Origin of the sequence: Flavivirga abyssicola (assembly GCF_030540775.2) — a bacterium.
Lineage (GTDB): Bacteria > Bacteroidota > Bacteroidia > Flavobacteriales > Flavobacteriaceae > Flavivirga > Flavivirga abyssicola.
The window spans coordinates 3,754,823-3,772,546 of the sequence record NZ_CP141266.1; the positions used below are offsets into that span (position 1 = coordinate 3,754,823).

12 protein-coding genes and 1 tRNA gene are annotated in these 17,724 nt (G+C 31.7%); 6 read left to right on the forward strand and 7 right to left on the reverse strand.

All coding sequences use genetic code 11. The features are described 5' to 3' along the window. The first annotated feature begins 5 nt into the window (after positions 1-5). The 4 genes from Q4Q34_RS15745 to Q4Q34_RS15760 all read left to right on the forward strand — a co-directional run bounded on the left by Q4Q34_RS15745 (position 6) and on the right by Q4Q34_RS15760 (position 7,487). Positions 6-407, forward strand: a complete 402-nt coding sequence (locus Q4Q34_RS15745; protein ID WP_303315276.1) for a YcbK family protein — start codon at positions 6-8, stop codon at positions 405-407. Between the two features lie 51 nt (positions 408-458). Further along, entirely contained in the window at positions 459-3,311 is a 2,853-nt protein-coding gene (locus Q4Q34_RS15750) for a patatin-like phospholipase family protein (protein ID WP_303315275.1), read from the forward strand. 84 nt (positions 3,312-3,395) lie between these two features. Then, on the forward strand, positions 3,396-4,607 hold the full coding sequence (locus Q4Q34_RS15755) for a hypothetical protein (RefSeq protein ID WP_303315274.1): 1,212 nt from the start codon (positions 3,396-3,398) through the stop codon (positions 4,605-4,607). A 159-nt stretch (positions 4,608-4,766) separates the two neighbouring features. Beyond that, positions 4,767-7,487: a KAP family P-loop NTPase fold protein gene (locus tag Q4Q34_RS15760; protein ID WP_303315273.1), complete on the forward strand. Its 2,721-nt coding sequence runs from the start codon at positions 4,767-4,769 to the stop codon at positions 7,485-7,487. 371 nt (positions 7,488-7,858) lie between these two features. On the opposite strand, the gene Q4Q34_RS15765 is transcribed toward Q4Q34_RS15760, so the two are convergent. Beyond that, positions 7,859-7,943: transfer RNA gene (locus tag Q4Q34_RS15765), tRNA-Ser, on the reverse strand. 310 nt (positions 7,944-8,253) lie between these two features. Between Q4Q34_RS15765 and Q4Q34_RS15770 the strand changes: the two genes are divergently transcribed. Together Q4Q34_RS15770 and Q4Q34_RS15775 are read left to right on the forward strand one after the other, a co-directional pair. Further along, positions 8,254-8,883: an NAD(P)H-dependent oxidoreductase gene (locus Q4Q34_RS15770; protein ID WP_303315272.1), complete on the forward strand. Its 630-nt coding sequence runs from the start codon at positions 8,254-8,256 to the stop codon at positions 8,881-8,883. A gap of 23 nt (positions 8,884-8,906) precedes the next feature. After that, positions 8,907-10,100, forward strand: coding sequence for a DegT/DnrJ/EryC1/StrS family aminotransferase (locus tag Q4Q34_RS15775; protein WP_303315271.1), 1,194 nt, complete (start codon positions 8,907-8,909; stop codon positions 10,098-10,100). Positions 10,101-10,282: 182 nt separating this feature from the next. Here the strand turns inward: Q4Q34_RS15775 and ribB are convergent, their stop codons facing one another. From ribB to tpx, 6 genes are all read right to left on the reverse strand, one after another. Continuing rightward, the gene (gene ribB, locus Q4Q34_RS15780) at positions 10,283-11,446 is read right to left on the reverse strand and encodes a 3,4-dihydroxy-2-butanone-4-phosphate synthase (protein WP_303315270.1); all 1,164 of its coding nucleotides are present in this window, start codon (positions 11,444-11,446) and stop codon (positions 10,283-10,285) included. Positions 11,447-11,461: 15 nt separating this feature from the next. Further along, entirely contained in the window at positions 11,462-13,438 is a 1,977-nt protein-coding gene (locus tag Q4Q34_RS15785; RefSeq protein WP_303315269.1) for an LptF/LptG family permease, read from the reverse strand. 236 nt (positions 13,439-13,674) lie between these two features. Beyond that, positions 13,675-14,310, reverse strand: a complete 636-nt coding sequence (locus Q4Q34_RS15790; RefSeq protein WP_303315268.1) for a LolA family protein — start codon at positions 14,308-14,310, stop codon at positions 13,675-13,677. Between the two features lie 13 nt (positions 14,311-14,323). Beyond that, on the reverse strand, positions 14,324-16,711 hold the full coding sequence (locus Q4Q34_RS15795) for an FtsK/SpoIIIE family DNA translocase (protein WP_303315267.1): 2,388 nt from the start codon (positions 16,709-16,711) through the stop codon (positions 14,324-14,326). 63 nt (positions 16,712-16,774) lie between these two features. Then, the gene (locus tag Q4Q34_RS15800) at positions 16,775-17,143 is read right to left on the reverse strand and encodes a diacylglycerol kinase (protein ID WP_303315266.1); all 369 of its coding nucleotides are present in this window, start codon (positions 17,141-17,143) and stop codon (positions 16,775-16,777) included. 25 nt (positions 17,144-17,168) lie between these two features. Continuing rightward, positions 17,169-17,666, reverse strand: coding sequence for a thiol peroxidase (tpx, locus tag Q4Q34_RS15805; protein ID WP_303315265.1), 498 nt, complete (start codon positions 17,664-17,666; stop codon positions 17,169-17,171). Positions 17,667-17,724 lie beyond the last annotated feature (58 nt).

Below are 17,724 nucleotides of genomic sequence, written 5' to 3' on the forward strand. Positions count from 1 at the left end.
ATATTATGAAACTAACAACCAATTTTAGTAAAGTAGAATTTGAGAGTAGAGATGGCTTTCAGATGCCTGATGACATTTTGGAAAACATCAAAGAACTAGCTGAAAATCTTCAGGTCGTTCGAGATTATTTGAAAGAACCCATTCATATTAATAGTGGTTATCGTAGCCCTAATCATAACTCTGCTATAGGAGGGGAATTAGACTCCCAGCATTTATTAGGTAAGGCGGCAGATTTCTCGGTACGTAATTATACGGCCAAAGACATTTCGCTAATTTTTGAAAGAATGATTAATAACGGTGAAATAAAACAAGGAGGTGTTGGTCTTTACAACGGCTTTGTTCATTATGATATTAGAGGAACTAAGGCAAGATGGAATTATTCTTCACGCTATAAAGATTTTTGGTAATAGATAAATATTAATTACGAATAGATTTATTAGAAACTAAAACAATACAATATGCCGGGAAAAACATTACGTATATGCCTTGCAATGGGTGGAGGAGTATCTTTGGGTTCGTTTTCAGGTTCTGCATTGACTGAAGCTTTAAAATTACTTATTTTATATGGACAAGATGCTGATGGTAATGAATATGATAATGTCATAGTTGATGGTATGAGTGGTGCCAGTGCTGGAGCTATTGCCTTAACTATTATGTTAAAGACACTTATTGACTACAAATCCATGCTTTTTTTGTTACCAGACCTAGCGGTTAATGAAGATAGAGATGATTTATTAGAAAGTGTCGCAAAGGCTTACTTCGATTCGGTAGAGGATGCTAAAAAGCATCCTAAGATTGAAGCTCTTAAGGCTCTTGAAACTGCACAAATGTTGCAAGAAAAATTATGGGTAGAAGAGCTTGATGCAGGAAAGCTTTTTGGGTATCGTAAAACTAAGAATCATAAACATGATGTGCATCAAACATTTGGTCTCCTAGATCGGCAATTATTAGAAAAGTTAGCCAAAAAATATATCATTAAACCTAAATTTAATAATTTGGGTAATATTCAGGTTTTAGATACTACTCGGGTTCCTTTTGCATGTTCTTTAACCAATTTGCTTCCAATAGAGATTAAAAAGAATGAAAAGGGCTTACCACAATTAGAAAAAAATGTTATCCAATCTGTAGGTGCTCAAAACCATACCGAAGTACGTATTATTGATTTTGTTTTTGATAAAAGCAAGTTAAACGGTAAAATTACAGATGACCGCTGGTTAGAGTTTGCCGATGTTGATGATGAAAAAGAGCGAAAATTTGACATTAATAGCTCAAAAGCTTGGGCTGTTATGTGTTCTTCGGCTTTGGCTTGTGGTGCATTTCCAATTGCTTTCGAGCCTGTAATATTAAAGCGATATAAGGAAGAGTTTGACGGTAAGGATAATGGTGAAGTCGGGCAATGGCCAATACAGTTTAATGACCTGAATGATTTATTTAACAATGATGCTATTGCTAAAAAGAGTAGTGTGTTTAATGAGTCTAAAAATAATGTTATCGACTACAAAAGTTTTAACTTTCCATACGTCGATGGGGGAACTTTTAATAATGAACCCATACGTGAGGCTTATAGAATTGGTGCATTTCAGGATTTTGGACATCCCGATAAAGATACAGACCGCTTGGTATTGTTTGTAGACCCTATTGTGAGAACCGAAAAATACCAAACGTTTATACAGTCGTCCTTAACGCCAATTGGTATGAAAAAAGGAACAGCCGAAGCCAATTCCGAATTTTCGAAACTTATAGATGTTACCTCTAGCTTAATAAACTCTTTAAAAAATCAAGGTAGAGTAAAGGAAGAGCACAAAATCTCTGATGTTAAGGAAAACTTAGTCTTACGGAATACCGTATTCGATTACCTTGAATCTAATACTAATTTAGGTAAAAATCTTACTGTTAAGATCCTTGAAACAGCCTATGATAAGATTTCCACTAACTTAAAAGATGATATTATACCGTTAGGAACACGGAAAGTCATTACCTATTTTCAGAATGAACTAAAAAAGGCCTGTGTCTCTAAAAAAAAGCCTAATAGCAAATGTTTGCTTATTGGTAAGGATGAATTTGATGCGCTTATGGTAGCGATTAATGCTGGAGACATTAAAAATGACGAATTTGACCCTAAGGGTTATAATAAACTTGGTATTTCTAGTGCCTCTGATAAAAACATCTTCGCGAGAACGGTTTTTAAAACTATATTTGATTTTTCTCTAAATACAGATGGTAAAAACGAAAAAGCGGAACGCGTTGCCATATTACCCATTAATTCTGAAAAGGAAATAATCAGCCTTCCTGGAGAGGAAGTCAGTGCTTTTGGTGGGTTTGCTTCTCTAAAAGCCCGGAGGTATGCTTTTCATTACGGAAGACTCAGTACGTTGCATACATTATTGTTAGCAGAAGAAGGTTTTAGGCAGGCCAATAACTCAGGTGAGATATACCCCTTTGTTAAAACCGATAAAGCCGATTATATAGAAACCTTATTAACCGATAGGATTACTGGAATTAAATTCCATGAAGGATTGCATTATCAGAATAATATACGGAAAGAGTTAGTAAAAGTTGGTTTAAAACGCGTTGTAGTTGTCACCAAACATCTATTAGGTAGGGGGAAATTACTATTAGCCTTAGGAGTATCACTTTTAGGAGTTGTTTTTAGGCTTCCTTCAAGACTAAACTGGTTTATGAAAATGCTTTCTGGCTTCATTTATAGACGCTTTTTAAAAAAGAAAGTAGAGGTAACCTATGCCAATATGCTGCCCGTAACCATTTCTATACTAAGCAATACTAAATTATCCAGAAAAGCTATTATTACGACTACTGCAGAAGATACGCATTCCATCACAATGTACATGCACAATATTGAGGATGTACATGGTAATAAAAGGTATCAATATTTGTTTCAGGTATATAGAGCTCTTTATCGAAAAGACACCATAGATGATGAAGTGCCAAAAAAGCTCGAAAATAAAGTCTTTATGGGGGCTACTTATAGTTTAGAGCCTGAAAAAGTGGATAAAATTAAATTGACGTTGCAACAGAAAGTACCACTACCAAGTATAGATGGTAATTTATTTCAGGATGATATGGTGAGTGCCTTACACGATAATTTTAAGGATATTATTTATAGAATACGTATTAGACCACATTATCTACCTTCCATTAACGAGGCACTAGAAGCAGAGGGTGATATGTTACGACATTCTTTTTTAAATATTGAGTACCATTTAAACCCAATGTTAGAAATCGATGTAGATGACATAGATAAAGGATGGTATTTTAAAGAAAATACCCAAGCAATGCATAAAAGTTTTTAGGGTTGTGTAGTAGTTAAGTCCAGAATAGAATTCTATTTGTTTAATAAAAATTAAATTTATTAATGTAAAAACAACTTTTATAATATGGAAGAACATTTTAAAAAATTAAACCGTTATTATCAACTTTTTCTTCTTATATGTTTTGCTTTTTTGATATTTTCTTTACCAACTAGTGAGACTGAAAAATATGAAAACGCTATAAATGAAGTTGAAGAAATACAATATATATTGTCAGATGAATTAAGTAAAATTCCTGATACATTGACTGATTCTTTCGAGTATGATGCACTTAATTTTGAAAATGCAATTAAATCCAATTTGGCTTCTTCGAAGATACAGATCGATATTTCTAATTATGAGCATACTACCTTTGGCTCAAAGGAAGTTCTTAAAAATATGAACAAACTTGAAGACATCTATCGTTTTTTTCGAACTAACGAACAGTTTAATGAATTTCAGTCACGGAAAATTTTTTTTGATGAATCTTTTTCAGATTGGATGTCAAAAAGTGAAAAAAGAAAAGTAGAAATGGAAAATGCCATTAGTTTTAAGCTTAAGTCCATGACGTTTTCTAAAAAATCAGATAACCAAGGAGGTAACCTTTATATTCCAAAATCAGCTTTTTTAACTGTAGTTGGGGATTTAGATCTATATTCAAATAAATACCATCCTGGTGGTTATATTACGAGTTTGGCTGGTTATACAATTGAAATGGATGTTCAAGGGCATATTCAAGAATATGGTACTCTTATGCATAAATTATACCCTAGGGACTTGTTAAAAAACACCTCACTTATAGAAAAAGTTAGAATTGAAAATAGCCAACATGAAATACTTTTTCCTAAATTAAGACTTGTGTGGGATGAGATTAAAGAATTAGATTTAACATCGGCTATTGATCATCTTGATGCTAGAATATTTGAATCTCAATATTCTAATGGATTTTCAGTATTTGGTATAAAAATCGATAAGAAATTTGTTACAATAATTGGCCCCTTAACAACTTTAGTTATTATCCTATTTTTATTTATGCAACTACGCCAAATAAGAATTTTACAAAAACGAGAAGGAATGGATTTTGAAAAAGTTAATTGGGTTCCATTATATTCTGGAAGCTTAAGTTTTTTAATAGGTCTTTCGTCACTTGTAGTAATTCCAATTGTTTGCGCTATTTTTTTCTTTTATCACTTCAAAATAGCTTCAATATGGGATTATGTCGGAATTCTATTCTTTACATTTACCGCAGTCTGTGGTATACTGTGCGTCAGACTAACAAACGAAATAAAAAAACTTTAATTATGTCAACCTTTAGGAAAATATTAATTCATTGCTATTATCAAAAAAACTCTTTAACAAAGACAGAATTGTATTTAAAAAAGTCTTCTCTCTCAAAAGAGCTTTTGAATTACAAAAAGAGCTTTTAGAGAATTTCAAGAAGTTTTAATTAATACGAGATTGAAAACAAAATATAATATTACAATAGATATTGGCATTTCTCCCAGTGAGTTTGATTTGGCAATAGTTTCATTAGATAAGAATGCAAACTTGGGAGCATTAAATAGGATGGTGTTGAAGTCTTATGGATATAGTCTTAACACAATTAAATCAATTGATACATCTAAAGGATATGATTATTTATTTTCTGAAATGCGTAAACCTATCTTATTTGTTGTGACTATTGGAGAAGGTAACTCGATAATGAGTTTAAGAAGAAATCTTAAAAATGCTATTAAGGATAACATAAAACTTCTTGAAGAGAAAAATATTTGGATACCTTTAATGGGAACAGGTGCTGCTGGTTTAGAACTTGTACATAGTTACAATGCCACTCTAGAAGTTTTAAAACTATTCCCTAAATTGAGTTTTACAATCTCAATCCCTGAAGATAAAAGAGGGCTGAATTTTATTGAGGAATTCGAGGAAAACATAAGAACTAAGACAGAGATTGTAGTAAAGCCAATAAAAAGAAGAAGTGTCACTCCTCCAGTTGGTTTTGAAAATGTTGAAGAAAATGAATTGGAGGAAGCAATTGAAGGTGCTGTGGGATTTAATCCATCAAATGAATCAATAATTTATGAAGATTCTAAATCAAGCTCAAATTCAACAACAAAAGAAAGATTTAATCTTCTACCTTTAATAAAAGATATTTTAAATCAAGAGTATTCATTTAATTTGATGGTTCTCAAGTCAGCTCTTGTATATAGTATAAATAATGAGATTGACTTAATAGATGAATCTAAGAATGTTTTTGCAGTACTTTATACTAATAGAGAAAAAATAATTACCGAAGAAGTTTCTGAACTTAATACTGAAACTGAAAGCCATAGAAAAATGTCAGTTCTTTATTCGGAAATTGTTGAAGATGTTGAGCTACTTCAATCAAATGATTTGCCAATAACTTATTTCTGCATTTTTGATAATTCATTTACTAAGAATGATATAGACCTGATATCAAATTGGTCTAGTAATAATAGGTTAAATTATAACCCTATTCCCTTAAGGATAGATTATATTTTTGAATTGGCTAAAAAGCATAATATAAAATTAGAAGATTATGATTTAAAAGATATTGGAAATCCCCAAAAACAAAATAATGAAGCATCAAATGACAAAATCCCCTTTCAACTAGACCAAATTGTTAATGAAGACAAGTTAGGTCGAGATCCAGTAGCAAAAGCTTTTGTAGACCTCATAAAGAAAGACGTTTTTACTGAAAAATTAAATCACTCATTTATAGTGCACTTGCAAGGAAAATGGGGGGCAGGAAAATCCTCTTTTTTGAATTTTGTAAAAAACAACTTAAACGCTGGTAAAGAGCAATGGGTTATTGTAGAGTATAACGCATGGCAAAATCAACATATGAGTCCTCCTTGGTGGTCTTTAATAGATCAAGTGTATCTGAAATCACGAGCACAATTAAACGGACTTGCTTATTTCCAACTTTGGAGAAAAGAAGTTTTCAGAAGAATTTGGCGTTATAGTGGTTGGCAAAAAATAATTGCTTTTATTTTATTCTCATTATCAATTATATGCATTCTATTTTTCGGAGAGGATATAATAAATATATTCAATGAGACAACTGCCGTTATTCAAAACGGAAAGGATATAAGCAAAAAAAGCGTTATTACTAAACTAGGAGATTTTGGAAAATTGATTTTAACAATATCCTCTTTATTAGGTATACTATATGGACTCACGAAATTTGTAACCATTCCGTTTTTTATTAATTCTTCTAAGGATGCGGAATCTTTTGTTTTAAAGGCTAGTGATCCAATGAATCAAGTAAAAAAACACTTTAATGATTTAGTTGATGATATTAATAAAGAAAAGAAAAGACAGCTGGCAATTTTTATTGATGATATAGATAGATGCAATAAGGAGTATGTTGTATGCCTTCTAGAGGGCATTCAAACACTATTTAGGGATAAAAGAGTATTGTATATTGTGGCAGGAGACAAGAATTGGATAACTACAAGTTTTGCCAATACTTATGAGGAGTTTGAATCGGAAGATATTGGTAAGAATCAGTTAGGAGAACTTTTTATTGAAAAAGCATTTCAGTTATCATTTAGATTGTCTAATATTTCTGAAGAATCGAAACAAAATTATTGGAATCACATATTGGGAATGCAGAAAGAAAATATTGAACCAAAAGTAAGCTCAATAAAAGATTTAACAGAGGATAAACAGAAGGAGATAAAATCAGTTCTAAGGGATTCAAAGTCAGAACTTACAAATCCTAAGTTTGTGCAAAATATTCAAGATAGGTTTAATCTAACGGAAGATACGGCTTCAACTATTGTTATTGAGGAAAAGAATAAAGACACAGAAGAACTTAGGCATTTATTGCAAGAGTATCATGCATATATTGATACAAATCCAAGATCTATAATCAGATTGGCAAACAATTATACTATGGCACGTTCTATACTTATAGCTGAACGCGTAGCTTTTGATGAGCATATGTTGTTCAGATGGTTAGTGATTGAAGATTTATGCCCAAAGGTTAAAAAGATTATAAATACAGTTCAAGATATATTGGAGTTTAAAGAAATAATTAACGCTAATAACGATTTAGTAAAACGCCAAAATTGTATAAAACTTTTAGAAGGTGATGGTGCGTTTATAGAAGGAGAAATTAAAATTGAAGATATTAAGTCAATAAAAGGACTTTAATATTAAAAATTATCGAATTGTAGGGTTTAATGAAAAATTTTAATAATACATTTAACACTAAAATATTAAGAAAATACAGTGTAGCTTTTCTAGTAGTCTTTTTGTTTCTTTATTTTGAATCTACAATTATTGCGCATCATTAAAAATTATTGAAACTCCAAAAATGAGTTTTTAAGTGCTTTTGAAACATCGTTTCAGCGGAGAAAGAGGGATTATTTTTAATGATCCCATATAGGGTATCTAGTACAAGCATAGAAACCTAAGCAGGTTTTACTTGCTTGATTTTTTGTTTTCATTCATTTACGAAAATGAATTTGCGGCATTCCTAAAAACAAAAAACCTTCAACAAATTTGTTGAAGGTCTCTTTTTGCGGAGAAAGAGGGATTCGAACCCCCGGAGGTGTGACCCTCAACAGTTTTCAAGACTGCCGCATTCGACCACTCTGCCATTTCTCCAGTGTCTTTTGCGTTTGCCTTTTAGCAGGCTAACCCGCTAGAGGGAAATTCTTTTCCCGTAGGCGGGTGCAAATATAGGACCCTTTTTTAATTCTTTCAAATAAAAAGCTAACTTTTTGAAAAAAATAATTTTCACGCTCTTATGCCTGTTAATTTTTATCTGTTATTATTGTAAAAAACAAAATTTCAAACCTTATTTTTGCACACATATTAATATGAAATGAGCCATAAATAAATTAATATCAACCGGAATGATTATTGGCTAATTACATCTGACTTATAAAAACAATAAAAAAATTAAACAGATGAAATGGATACTATAAAACAGTTACAATGGCGTTACGCTACTAAAAAATTTGATAAGACTAAGAAGCTTTCAAATAAGAAGCTTGATGTTTTAAAAGAGGCCTTTAATTTAACAGCAACTTCTTTTGGGTTACAAACTATTAAATTAATCGTTATTGAAGATGAGGCTACGCGAATCCCATTGGTTAAACATGCGTTCAATCAGAAACAGGTTTTAGAAGCATCGCATTTGTTTGTAATTTGTATTCAAAATGATATTACAGAGGAGGATGTTAATATGTATTATGACAACATTAAGTTTATTAGAGACACGTCAGACAAGATTTTAGATCCTTATAGATTAGATCTTATTAATATGATGAAGAATATGTCTGTAGAAGAACGTCAACAATGGTCTAAAAACCAAGCTTATATTGCATTAGGTAATTTAATGACTGTTTGTGCAATAGAAGGGATTGATTCATGTCCAATGGAAGGTTTTTTACCAGATGCATTCGATGACGTTTTAAAATTAGATAACATGAAACTAAAATCAGTACTGTTGTTGCCTGTTGGTTATAGAGCAGAGGATGATATGTTTTCTGAATTTGAAAAAGTCAGAAAGTCAATTGATGACGCTATTATTGAATTATAAATTAAAACATAACTATATTATTTATGCCTGGATTTGAATTATTTGGAGAATTAGAACGAGCGCAAGTTAACGATGTCTTAGATAATGGCGTTTTAATGCGTTATGGTTTTGATGGGATGCGGAAGGGACATTGGAAATCAAAAGAATTAGAAGCTGAATTACAACAATCTTTTAAAACGAATCATGTACAACTTGTTTCGAGTGGTACAGCCGCTGTTTCTGTGGCATTGGCTTCTGCAGGAGTAGGAGCAGGAGACGAAGTTATTATGCCAGTATTCACTTTTGTAGCGAGCTTTGAGGCGATTATGATGCTAGGGGCCATTCCTGTTTTAGTTGATATTGATGATACGTTGGCAGTAGATCCTAAGGCTGTTGAAGCTGCAATTACCCCAAAAACGAAAGCAGTTATGGTAGTTCAAATGTGCGGAAGCATGGGACATATGAATGCCATACAAGCTGTTTGCAATACCCATAACCTATTATTAGTTGAAGATGCCTGCCAAGCAATAGGAGGGAGCTATAATGGTAAACCATTAGGTAGTATTGGAGATTTAGGCTGCTTTTCTTTTGATTTTGTAAAAACGATTACTTGTGGTGAAGGTGGGGCAGTCATTACTAATAATAAAAAATTCTATACTCATGCAGATCATTATAGTGATCATGGCCATGACCATATTGGTAATGATAGAGGGGCTGAAACTCATCCTTTTTTAGGATATAACTTTAGAATTTCAGAATTACATGCAGCTGTGGGATTAGCGCAAATAAAACGATTACCTGAGTTTTTAGAAATTCAAAAGACAAACTATACAATCATTCGAGATACACTATCTCAAATTCCAGAAGTAACCTTTAGAACAGTTCCAGAAGGTGGGGAAGAGAGTTATGCATTTTTAAATTTTTTCTTACCTGATTTAAAAAAGGCAAGGAAGGTATCTGAAATGTTTAAGCAACATGGTGTTGATGCTTGTTTTCATTATTATGACAATAATTGGCACTATATTAGAAAATGGGATCATTTAACAGAATTAAAGTCGTTGTTCCCTATCTCAGAAGAAGTTAAAAAAGGGCTTGACTATCTGAAAACAAAAGAGTTTGCACAGTCAGATAGTTATATAGCTAGAAATATTTCTTGTTTGATAAAGCTTTCTTGGACAGAAGAAGAAGTTAAAAGTAGAGCAACGAAAATGGTTGAGATTATAAAGTCTACTGTTTAAAAGTGTAAGATTTAATCGAAAAGAATTCTCTTAAGCTCTGCCGTTTCTTTGGCTTCGTAGACCCAAGGCGACAGAGTTTTTGTTGAAATTGTCGTTCACATGAACCTTGTTGGTAGCCAGTTGTACCCACAAATATGTGGAATTTTTCCAAATGCGAGAAACAATAAAAAAGTGATTATAAATTAGTATTTTATATAATCTACAATTTCTAACCCATAGCCTATCAACCCAACACGTTTAGTATGTTCTTCGGCGTTAGAAATTAATCTCAATTTGTGGATATTTAAATCATGAAGTATTTGTGCTCCAATACCAAAATCTCTTGAATCCATATTTATTCTTGGAGCTTTATACAAGTCTCCTGGTTTTTGGTTTTCTTTTATAACAGATAGCCGTTTTAAAATATTCATAGATTGAGATTCTTGATTAATGAATATGATAGCACCCCTACCTTCATCATTAATTACTTTGAACATATTAACTAATTGTTTGTCAACATTATTAGTTAGTGTTCCAAGAATATCATTATTAACTAGTGTTGAATTTATTCGTGTAAGGACTTCTTCATTATCTTTCCATTGTCCTTTTGTTAAAGCTATATGTACTTGATTATTAGTAGTTTGCTTATAGGCTCTTAATCTAAAACTTCCAAAGCGAGTTTCAATTTGAAAATCTTCTTTTTTATCAATTAAAGAGTCGTGTTGCATTCTATAAGCCACTAAATCTTCTATTGAAACAATTTTAAGGTCTAGTTTTTTAGCAACCTCCATAAGTTCTGGAAGACGCGCCATACTACCATCCTCATTCATAATTTCTACAATAACGCCAGCAGGCTGTAAACCAGCTAATCTAGCAAAATCAATTGCAGCTTCTGTATGTCCGGTTCTTCTTAAAACACCACCTTCTTTAGCTACTAAAGGGAAAATATGCCCAGGCCTTGCTAATTCGAATGGTTTCGTATTTGAGTCGATTAAAGCTTTTACTGTTTTTGCTCTATCTCCTGCTGAAATACCAGTTGTAACTCCACCACCTCTTAAGTCTACGGAAACAGTAAAGGCGGTTTCCATAGGGTCGGTATTATTACGTACCATCATATTAAGCTCGAGCTCTTTACACCTATTCTCTGTTAGTGGCGCACATATAAGACCTCTGCCATGAGTAGCCATAAAGTTTATCATTTGTGGTGTTACCTTATCGGCAGCAGCAACAAAATCCCCTTCATTCTCACGGTTTTCATCATCAACAACTATAATCACTTTTCCATTTCTAATATCATCAATGGCTTCGTGTATTGTATTTAGTTTGAATTTGGGGGTAGTTTTTTGTGTCATCGTATCTGCTATCATAGTGCAAATATATTGCTATTTTAAGGAATTTAGACAATTTAGCTTTAAGTCTTCCTTAATTTTTACATTCAAAAAAGCAAATGAAATTATATATAAAGGAAGCCCAATTAATAAAAGGAAAAAATTAGGGCTTTTATCTTTCTTTTTAATGTGCGTATAAAATTTGAAAGTACTAATTAAAAGCCTTACATAGTAGAAAGCAAATAAAACGAATGCACCAATACTAATTTTAATTAATATAGAGGCTAGTGATGGTAATTTATTGTTATTGCATATAAAGTATAATATAAGTAATGCAGCTCCTATACTATATGAAATAAGAGCAAGCTTAGCTTGATTTTTATATTTTTTAGCAATGTGTTCTGAAACATCATAATCATCATCTATATGAACCCCTTTCTCTCGAATTTGTTTTATTGAAAGTCCTCGACTATTTAATAATTTTATAGCTTCATAGCGGATATTCTCGTCATGTCCTAGCGTTTCGTAGTTATTGATTACATTGTAGAGTTCTTCATTTTTATAAGGAATAAGAAACTTATAATCGACAGCGTCTTTTTCTTTGATATTAAAAACTTTCTTTAATGGTTCGATAATGTTCCCTAATTCGAATATACCTCGATCTGCAGTAGCTCTTTTAGTCAAAAACACACCTAATGGAAGCATCATTAATGTTGAAAACCAGCTAGCCAAAATTGGATTAAGATTTCCACTTTTGGCACTATTTGTAGCAAAAATACCTATAAAGTGATAGGTTAAAAATAATAGTATAGCTATTACCATAGGTAGGCCAATACCTCCTTTACGTATTAAGGCTCCCAAGGGGGCGCCGACAAAAAATAAGATGATACAAGCAAAACCAAGTGCAAATTTTTCGTGTAATGAAATGATATGCTTATTAACCAAAATTTTAGCATTTTTCCTTGTTTTTTCTTTGGAAATGACAATTTGTTTTGCACTGGTTATTGATTTCACAGCAATATCGGCTAATTCGAATTTTTTTGTGGGGCTAAAAAGCTCAAAAAGGTTATCTGTATTAATAGAATCATTGATGGGTTTTTTAACTTTTTTGGTTTTAATATTTTTAGATATACCAGACCGCTGAAATAAACTTTTTGAAAATGATTGATAATCATTTTGCCTTTTTTCCGTTAGAGAATCAATAGTTTTGTTTAGACTACTGATGTTAAGCATGCTGTATTTGTCTGTTTGTGATTTTTTGTCGAAATCTACTTTATTAAAATCTGATAAATCTATATTGATAATGTATTTTTCGAAGGTGCTTTTAACAAAAGGTTTTTTGTTTTTTGATTTTACACTTTTTGGCAAAAGATCTTCATAATAATTACCGTCAAATAATATAAGTTTTAAAGTATTGGAGTTTTTTTCACTAACAAGTTCTCCTGTTTTGGATTTTATGGTTTTTAAGTTTAATCTATTGCGGGTACCTCCTTTAATGTGAATGGTTACATCGTTAAGAATTCGATCATTATCGCCGCTTTTTTTGCCCACTTTAATATTAAAGTTGTCTCCTATAGGATTAAACTGACCTTCAGCAATTGCCATTGCTGGCTTCGTGTTTTTTATGTTTATTCGTAGATTAAGTATATTATATTCAGCCCAGGGAATAACATTGTTAGAAAATAAAAAGGTAACAAATCCTAGTACAACAATAAAGACGCTAAGACCAGACATGGCACGTTTTAAAGAAATACCTGTTGATTTCATGGCAGCAAATTCATAATTTTCTGCAAAAGACCCAAATACCATTATAGATGCAAGTAATATGGTAAGTGGTAATACCAAAGGAATTAACTTAGGCATGAAGTAAATTAAAAATTTAGCTATAACTACAATATCTAAATCTTTACCTGCAAGCTCTTTGATGTATAACCAAATAGTTTGTAAAATAAATATCAGCATAAGAATTACAAACACGCTGATAAAAGTTTTAAGATATGTAGTTAGTATATATCGGTCTAATATTTTCATCTACTCACACGTATTGTTTTTTTATAGCCAGATGCAACATTTATATAATAATTTTCATTAGCGATTAAATTTTTATTCATAAATGTTTTACACGTTTAAATTTTATTAATCAATTGTTTAACAGGCTAATTATAAAATTAAGAACGCATGTAAGTACGTCGTTCTCATATTAAAAATCTTTAAAAAAGGATAATTTTTTTTAAAACTTCGTTAATACTTGTTTAACTATTATTTACCTAATCTAATTTATTAATGTAATAATCTTCATATTTATTAGCATCAAAGGTAAATAAGGTTTCTGATAAAGGCTCATTTGTTTTAAAAGAATTAACAGTGAGTGTTGTTTTCGTATTGTTTTTTCCAAGTTGGATTAAATTGTATATATGCTTAGTTTGTGCATCAATACCTAGTAAAATATATTTTATTTCAGATTTAGAATCTATAGGTGTTAATTTAATATACTGTATTTTTCGACCTTTTATACTTTGTTCGATATCTGTCGAATAAATATAACCATCTTCATAAAAAGACAACATTTTACTTGGTGTGATAGCATCTTCTTCGTTATCATTTTCAGATGAAATTGTTACTTCTTCATCTTCAGGGCTTATGGTATAAAGTGTTTTACCATCAAAGAGGCGTATAACTCCAAGAATATTCAATTTATATTGGTCACCTTTCATAATAACATCTCCTCGAGTCTCTTGTTTTATGTTTTCTGAAGTATTCTCGAGTGTATATTTAAAGTCTATGGATATATTTTTATAGCTTTTTACTTTTTTAGAAACTTCATTTAATAGTGTTTTGGCTTTGTTTTGAGTGAAGCCTGTAAATGTAAAAGCAATAAATAAGTATGTAATAATATGTTTCATTTTCAAATTTAAATTAAATCTCGTTTTCTAAATGTTGATCTAAAGCTATTAAGTCTGTAATTAAAACTTGTCTAGCTTTACTACCTTCAAAAGGGCCTACTATTCCAGCCGCTTCTAATTGATCAATTAATCTTCCGGCTCTATTGTAGCCTAATTTTAACTTTCGTTGCAATAAAGAAGCAGAACCTTGTTGTGCTGTTACGATAACGATGGCTGCATCTTTAAACAGTTTATCTCTGTCTGATATGTCTATATCAATACCTGTGCCACTTTCTTCACCAACATATTCTGGCAATAGGTAGGCATCTGGATATGCTTTTTGAGATCCTATGTAATCTGTTATTTTTTCAACTTCTGGTGTGTCAACAAAAGCACACTGCACACGAATAACATCATTCCCTTGTGTGAATAACATATCTCCACGACCAATTAATTGATCTGCACCGGAGCCGTCTAGAATAGTTCTTGAGTCAATTTTAGAAGTTACTCTAAATGCGATACGAGCAGGGAAATTCGCTTTTATTATACCAGTAATTACATTAACAGATGGACGTTGTGTTGCGATAATTAAGTGTATCCCGATTGCTCTGGCTAATTGTGCTAAACGTGCTATAGGTGTTTCGACCTCTTTTCCAGCTGTCATAATTAGATCAGCAAACTCATCAACTACAAGAACGATATAAGGTAAGAACTGGTGTCCATCATTAGGGTTTAATTTACGATCTTTAAACTTGGCATTGTATTCTGCAATGTTTCTACACATGGCATTTTTTAGAAGCTCGTAACGGTTATCCATTTCAATACATAAAGAGTTTAATGTATTGATAACTTTAGTGTTGTCGGTAATGATGGCATCTTCACTATCTGGTAATTTTGCCAAATAATGACGTTCAATTTTATTAAAAAGGGTGAGCTCTACTTTTTTAGGGTCGACTAAAATAAATTTAACTTCTGCTGGATGCTTTTTATATAGTAATGATGTTAAAACAGCATTTAAACCTACCGATTTACCTTGTCCTGTTGCACCTGCCATTAATAAGTGAGGCATTTTTGCAAGATCAACCACAAAAGTTTCGTTACTAATCGTTTTTCCTAAAGCGATAGGAAGTTGCATTTCTGAAGTTTGAAACTTTTTAGACGCAATTACCGAACGCATTGATACGATGGTAGAATTTTTATTAGGAACTTCTATACCAATAGTACCTTTCCCAGGAATAGGGGCGATAATACGAATACCAAGAGCAGATAATGATAACGCGATATCGTCCTCTAAATTTTTAATTTTTGAAATACGAACACCTGCTTCAGGAACTATTTCATATAGAGTAACTGTTGGACCTATAGTCGCTTTAATACTGGCAATACCTATCTTGTAGTTGCTTAACGTTTCAACAATTTTATTTTTGTTCTCCTCTAATTCTTCTTGATTGATGGTAATACCCTCAGAATCATATTTTTTTAAGAGATCGAGATGAGGAAATTGATATTTGGCCAATTCAAGTGTAGGATCGAATTGTCCAAAATCCTCAACTAACTTATTAGCTAAATTATTTGTTTCTGAAAGTTCTTCTGCAACCTTTTCAACTTTCATTTCAAGATCTAATTCTTCTTCCTCTTCTTTTGGAGCGACCTTAACTTCAAGCGGTGCTATGTCTTTAGCAGGTTTAGTATCCTTCTTTAATGCAGGTTCTTCGTTTTGTAAAGGAATTTCATAAGCAGTTTTTATAGCTTCTGCTTCTTCAGACAAGTTATTATCTAGTGGAATAATTAAATCATCCTTTAAATCCGAAATTTCATTTTTAATATCCTTTTTTGCAGATTTAAAAATATTCGCTAAACTTTCAAAAGTGACTCTAAAACGAATTGCTAAATATGTAATTAGTCCTAGTAAAAGAAGGAGGGAGGTCCCTATTTTTCCAATATAATCCTGCAAAAAAGAATTTACCTCAAAACCAATAGTACCTCCAAGAATATCGGTCTTATTTTTAAAGAATCCGAAAAGAACGGACAACCAAATAGATATCAAAATCCCCCAAAACCAATGTTTTCTTAGTTTCGCTTTATTGAGATTCATTAAAACATAAATACCTGATAAAAAAATTAGTCCAGAGTATATAAATGAAGCAACACCAAAACCACGTTGAATAAATAATTCACCTATCCAAGCTCCAAATTGGCTTACCCAATTTTGAGTTTCCGAAGTTCTAGAAGGAAATGTATCGATAATGCTTTGATCTGCTTCTCCTGTAAAAAAATAGGAAACTAAGGCTATACATAACCAAACACCACATATAACTAGTAAAGTACCATATACCAACTTTTGTTGATTTGATAATTTAAAACTAGGCTTTTTGATTTTTTGTTTTGGTGGTTTTTTAGTCTTAGTTTTTCTTTTCGCCATTAATGGGGTGTTAGTTTGAACAAAAATACAAATTACTAACGTTTATCCTAAAGTAATAGTATTTTAAAAAATCTTTGGAAAATAAATAATAAAACCAATAATTGTGGCAAAGGTTGAAGCAATAAAAACCGCTCCGGCAGCTATATCTTTTATTAGACCTATTTTACTATGATGCTCTGGGTGAATAAAATCGGCTACGGCTTCTATAGCTGTATTTACACCTTCAATGCTCATTACAACACCTATACATAATAGTTGAATAATCCATTCTATAGATGAAATTTCATAATAAATTCCCGCAATTGTGAGTATCACTGCAATTGCAAATTGAATTTTAATACTAGCTTCTGTTTTTAAAAGTAATAAGGCTCCTTTATAGGCATAACCAACACTTTTTATCCGATTTACTATAAAGGAGTCTTTCTTTGCCATATTAAAAGAAGTAAAAAAAAAATCTTTATAACGCTTCAAGAGCAGCTTTATAATTTGGTTCGTCAACAGTTTCAGAAACCTGTTCGGTATATGTTACTAAACCATTTTCATCTACTATTATAACACTTCTAGAATGCAAAGCTTCTAATGGACCTGTAATGAAATTCAATCCGTAAGCTTTTCCAAAGCTACCGTCTTTATAATCAGATAAGCTAATAACATCTTCTAAACCTTCAGCACCACAAAAACGTGCATGTGCAAATGGTAGATCGTGAGAGATACATAAAACTTTCGTTTTTTCCAGTTGGCTTGCTTCTTTATTAAATTGTCTCACCGATTGTGCGCAAGTTCCCGTATCAATGCTAGGGAAAATATTTAACACCAATTTTTGCCCTTTAAAATCGCTTAAGGTTTTAGTTGATAAATCGGTTGCTGTTAATGTGAAATCTGGAGCTGAACTCCCTATTTGTGGTAAGTTTCCAGATGTTTCTATTGGATTTCCTTTTAAGGTTACTGTAGCCATTTTTTATTTATTTAATTGAACTTTAAAAGTAAGCATATAAAATTGTTTATAAATGCTA

What these genes read in the sequence shown, in the direction of transcription:
- Q4Q34_RS15745 (WP_303315276.1), top strand. Translation starts at nt 6, where the DNA reads ATGAAACTAACAACCAATTTTAGTAAAGTAGAATTTGAGAGTAGAGAT.
- Q4Q34_RS15750 (WP_303315275.1), top strand. Translation starts at nt 459, where the DNA reads ATGCCGGGAAAAACATTACGTATATGCCTTGCAATGGGTGGAGGAGTA.
- Q4Q34_RS15755 (WP_303315274.1), top strand. Translation starts at nt 3,396, where the DNA reads ATGGAAGAACATTTTAAAAAATTAAACCGTTATTATCAACTTTTTCTT.
- Q4Q34_RS15770 (WP_303315272.1), top strand. Translation starts at nt 8,254, where the DNA reads ATGGATACTATAAAACAGTTACAATGGCGTTACGCTACTAAAAAATTT.
- Q4Q34_RS15775 (WP_303315271.1), top strand. Translation starts at nt 8,907, where the DNA reads ATGCCTGGATTTGAATTATTTGGAGAATTAGAACGAGCGCAAGTTAAC.
- ribB (WP_303315270.1), bottom strand. Translation starts at nt 11,446, where the DNA reads ATGATAGCAGATACGATGACACAAAAAACTACCCCCAAATTCAAACTA.
- Q4Q34_RS15785 (WP_303315269.1), bottom strand. Translation starts at nt 13,438, where the DNA reads ATGAAAATATTAGACCGATATATACTAACTACATATCTTAAAACTTTT.
- Q4Q34_RS15790 (WP_303315268.1), bottom strand. Translation starts at nt 14,310, where the DNA reads ATGAAACATATTATTACATACTTATTTATTGCTTTTACATTTACAGGC.
- Q4Q34_RS15795 (WP_303315267.1), bottom strand. Translation starts at nt 16,711, where the DNA reads ATGGCGAAAAGAAAAACTAAGACTAAAAAACCACCAAAACAAAAAATC.
- Q4Q34_RS15800 (WP_303315266.1), bottom strand. Translation starts at nt 17,143, where the DNA reads ATGGCAAAGAAAGACTCCTTTATAGTAAATCGGATAAAAAGTGTTGGT.
- tpx (WP_303315265.1), bottom strand. Translation starts at nt 17,666, where the DNA reads ATGGCTACAGTAACCTTAAAAGGAAATCCAATAGAAACATCTGGAAAC.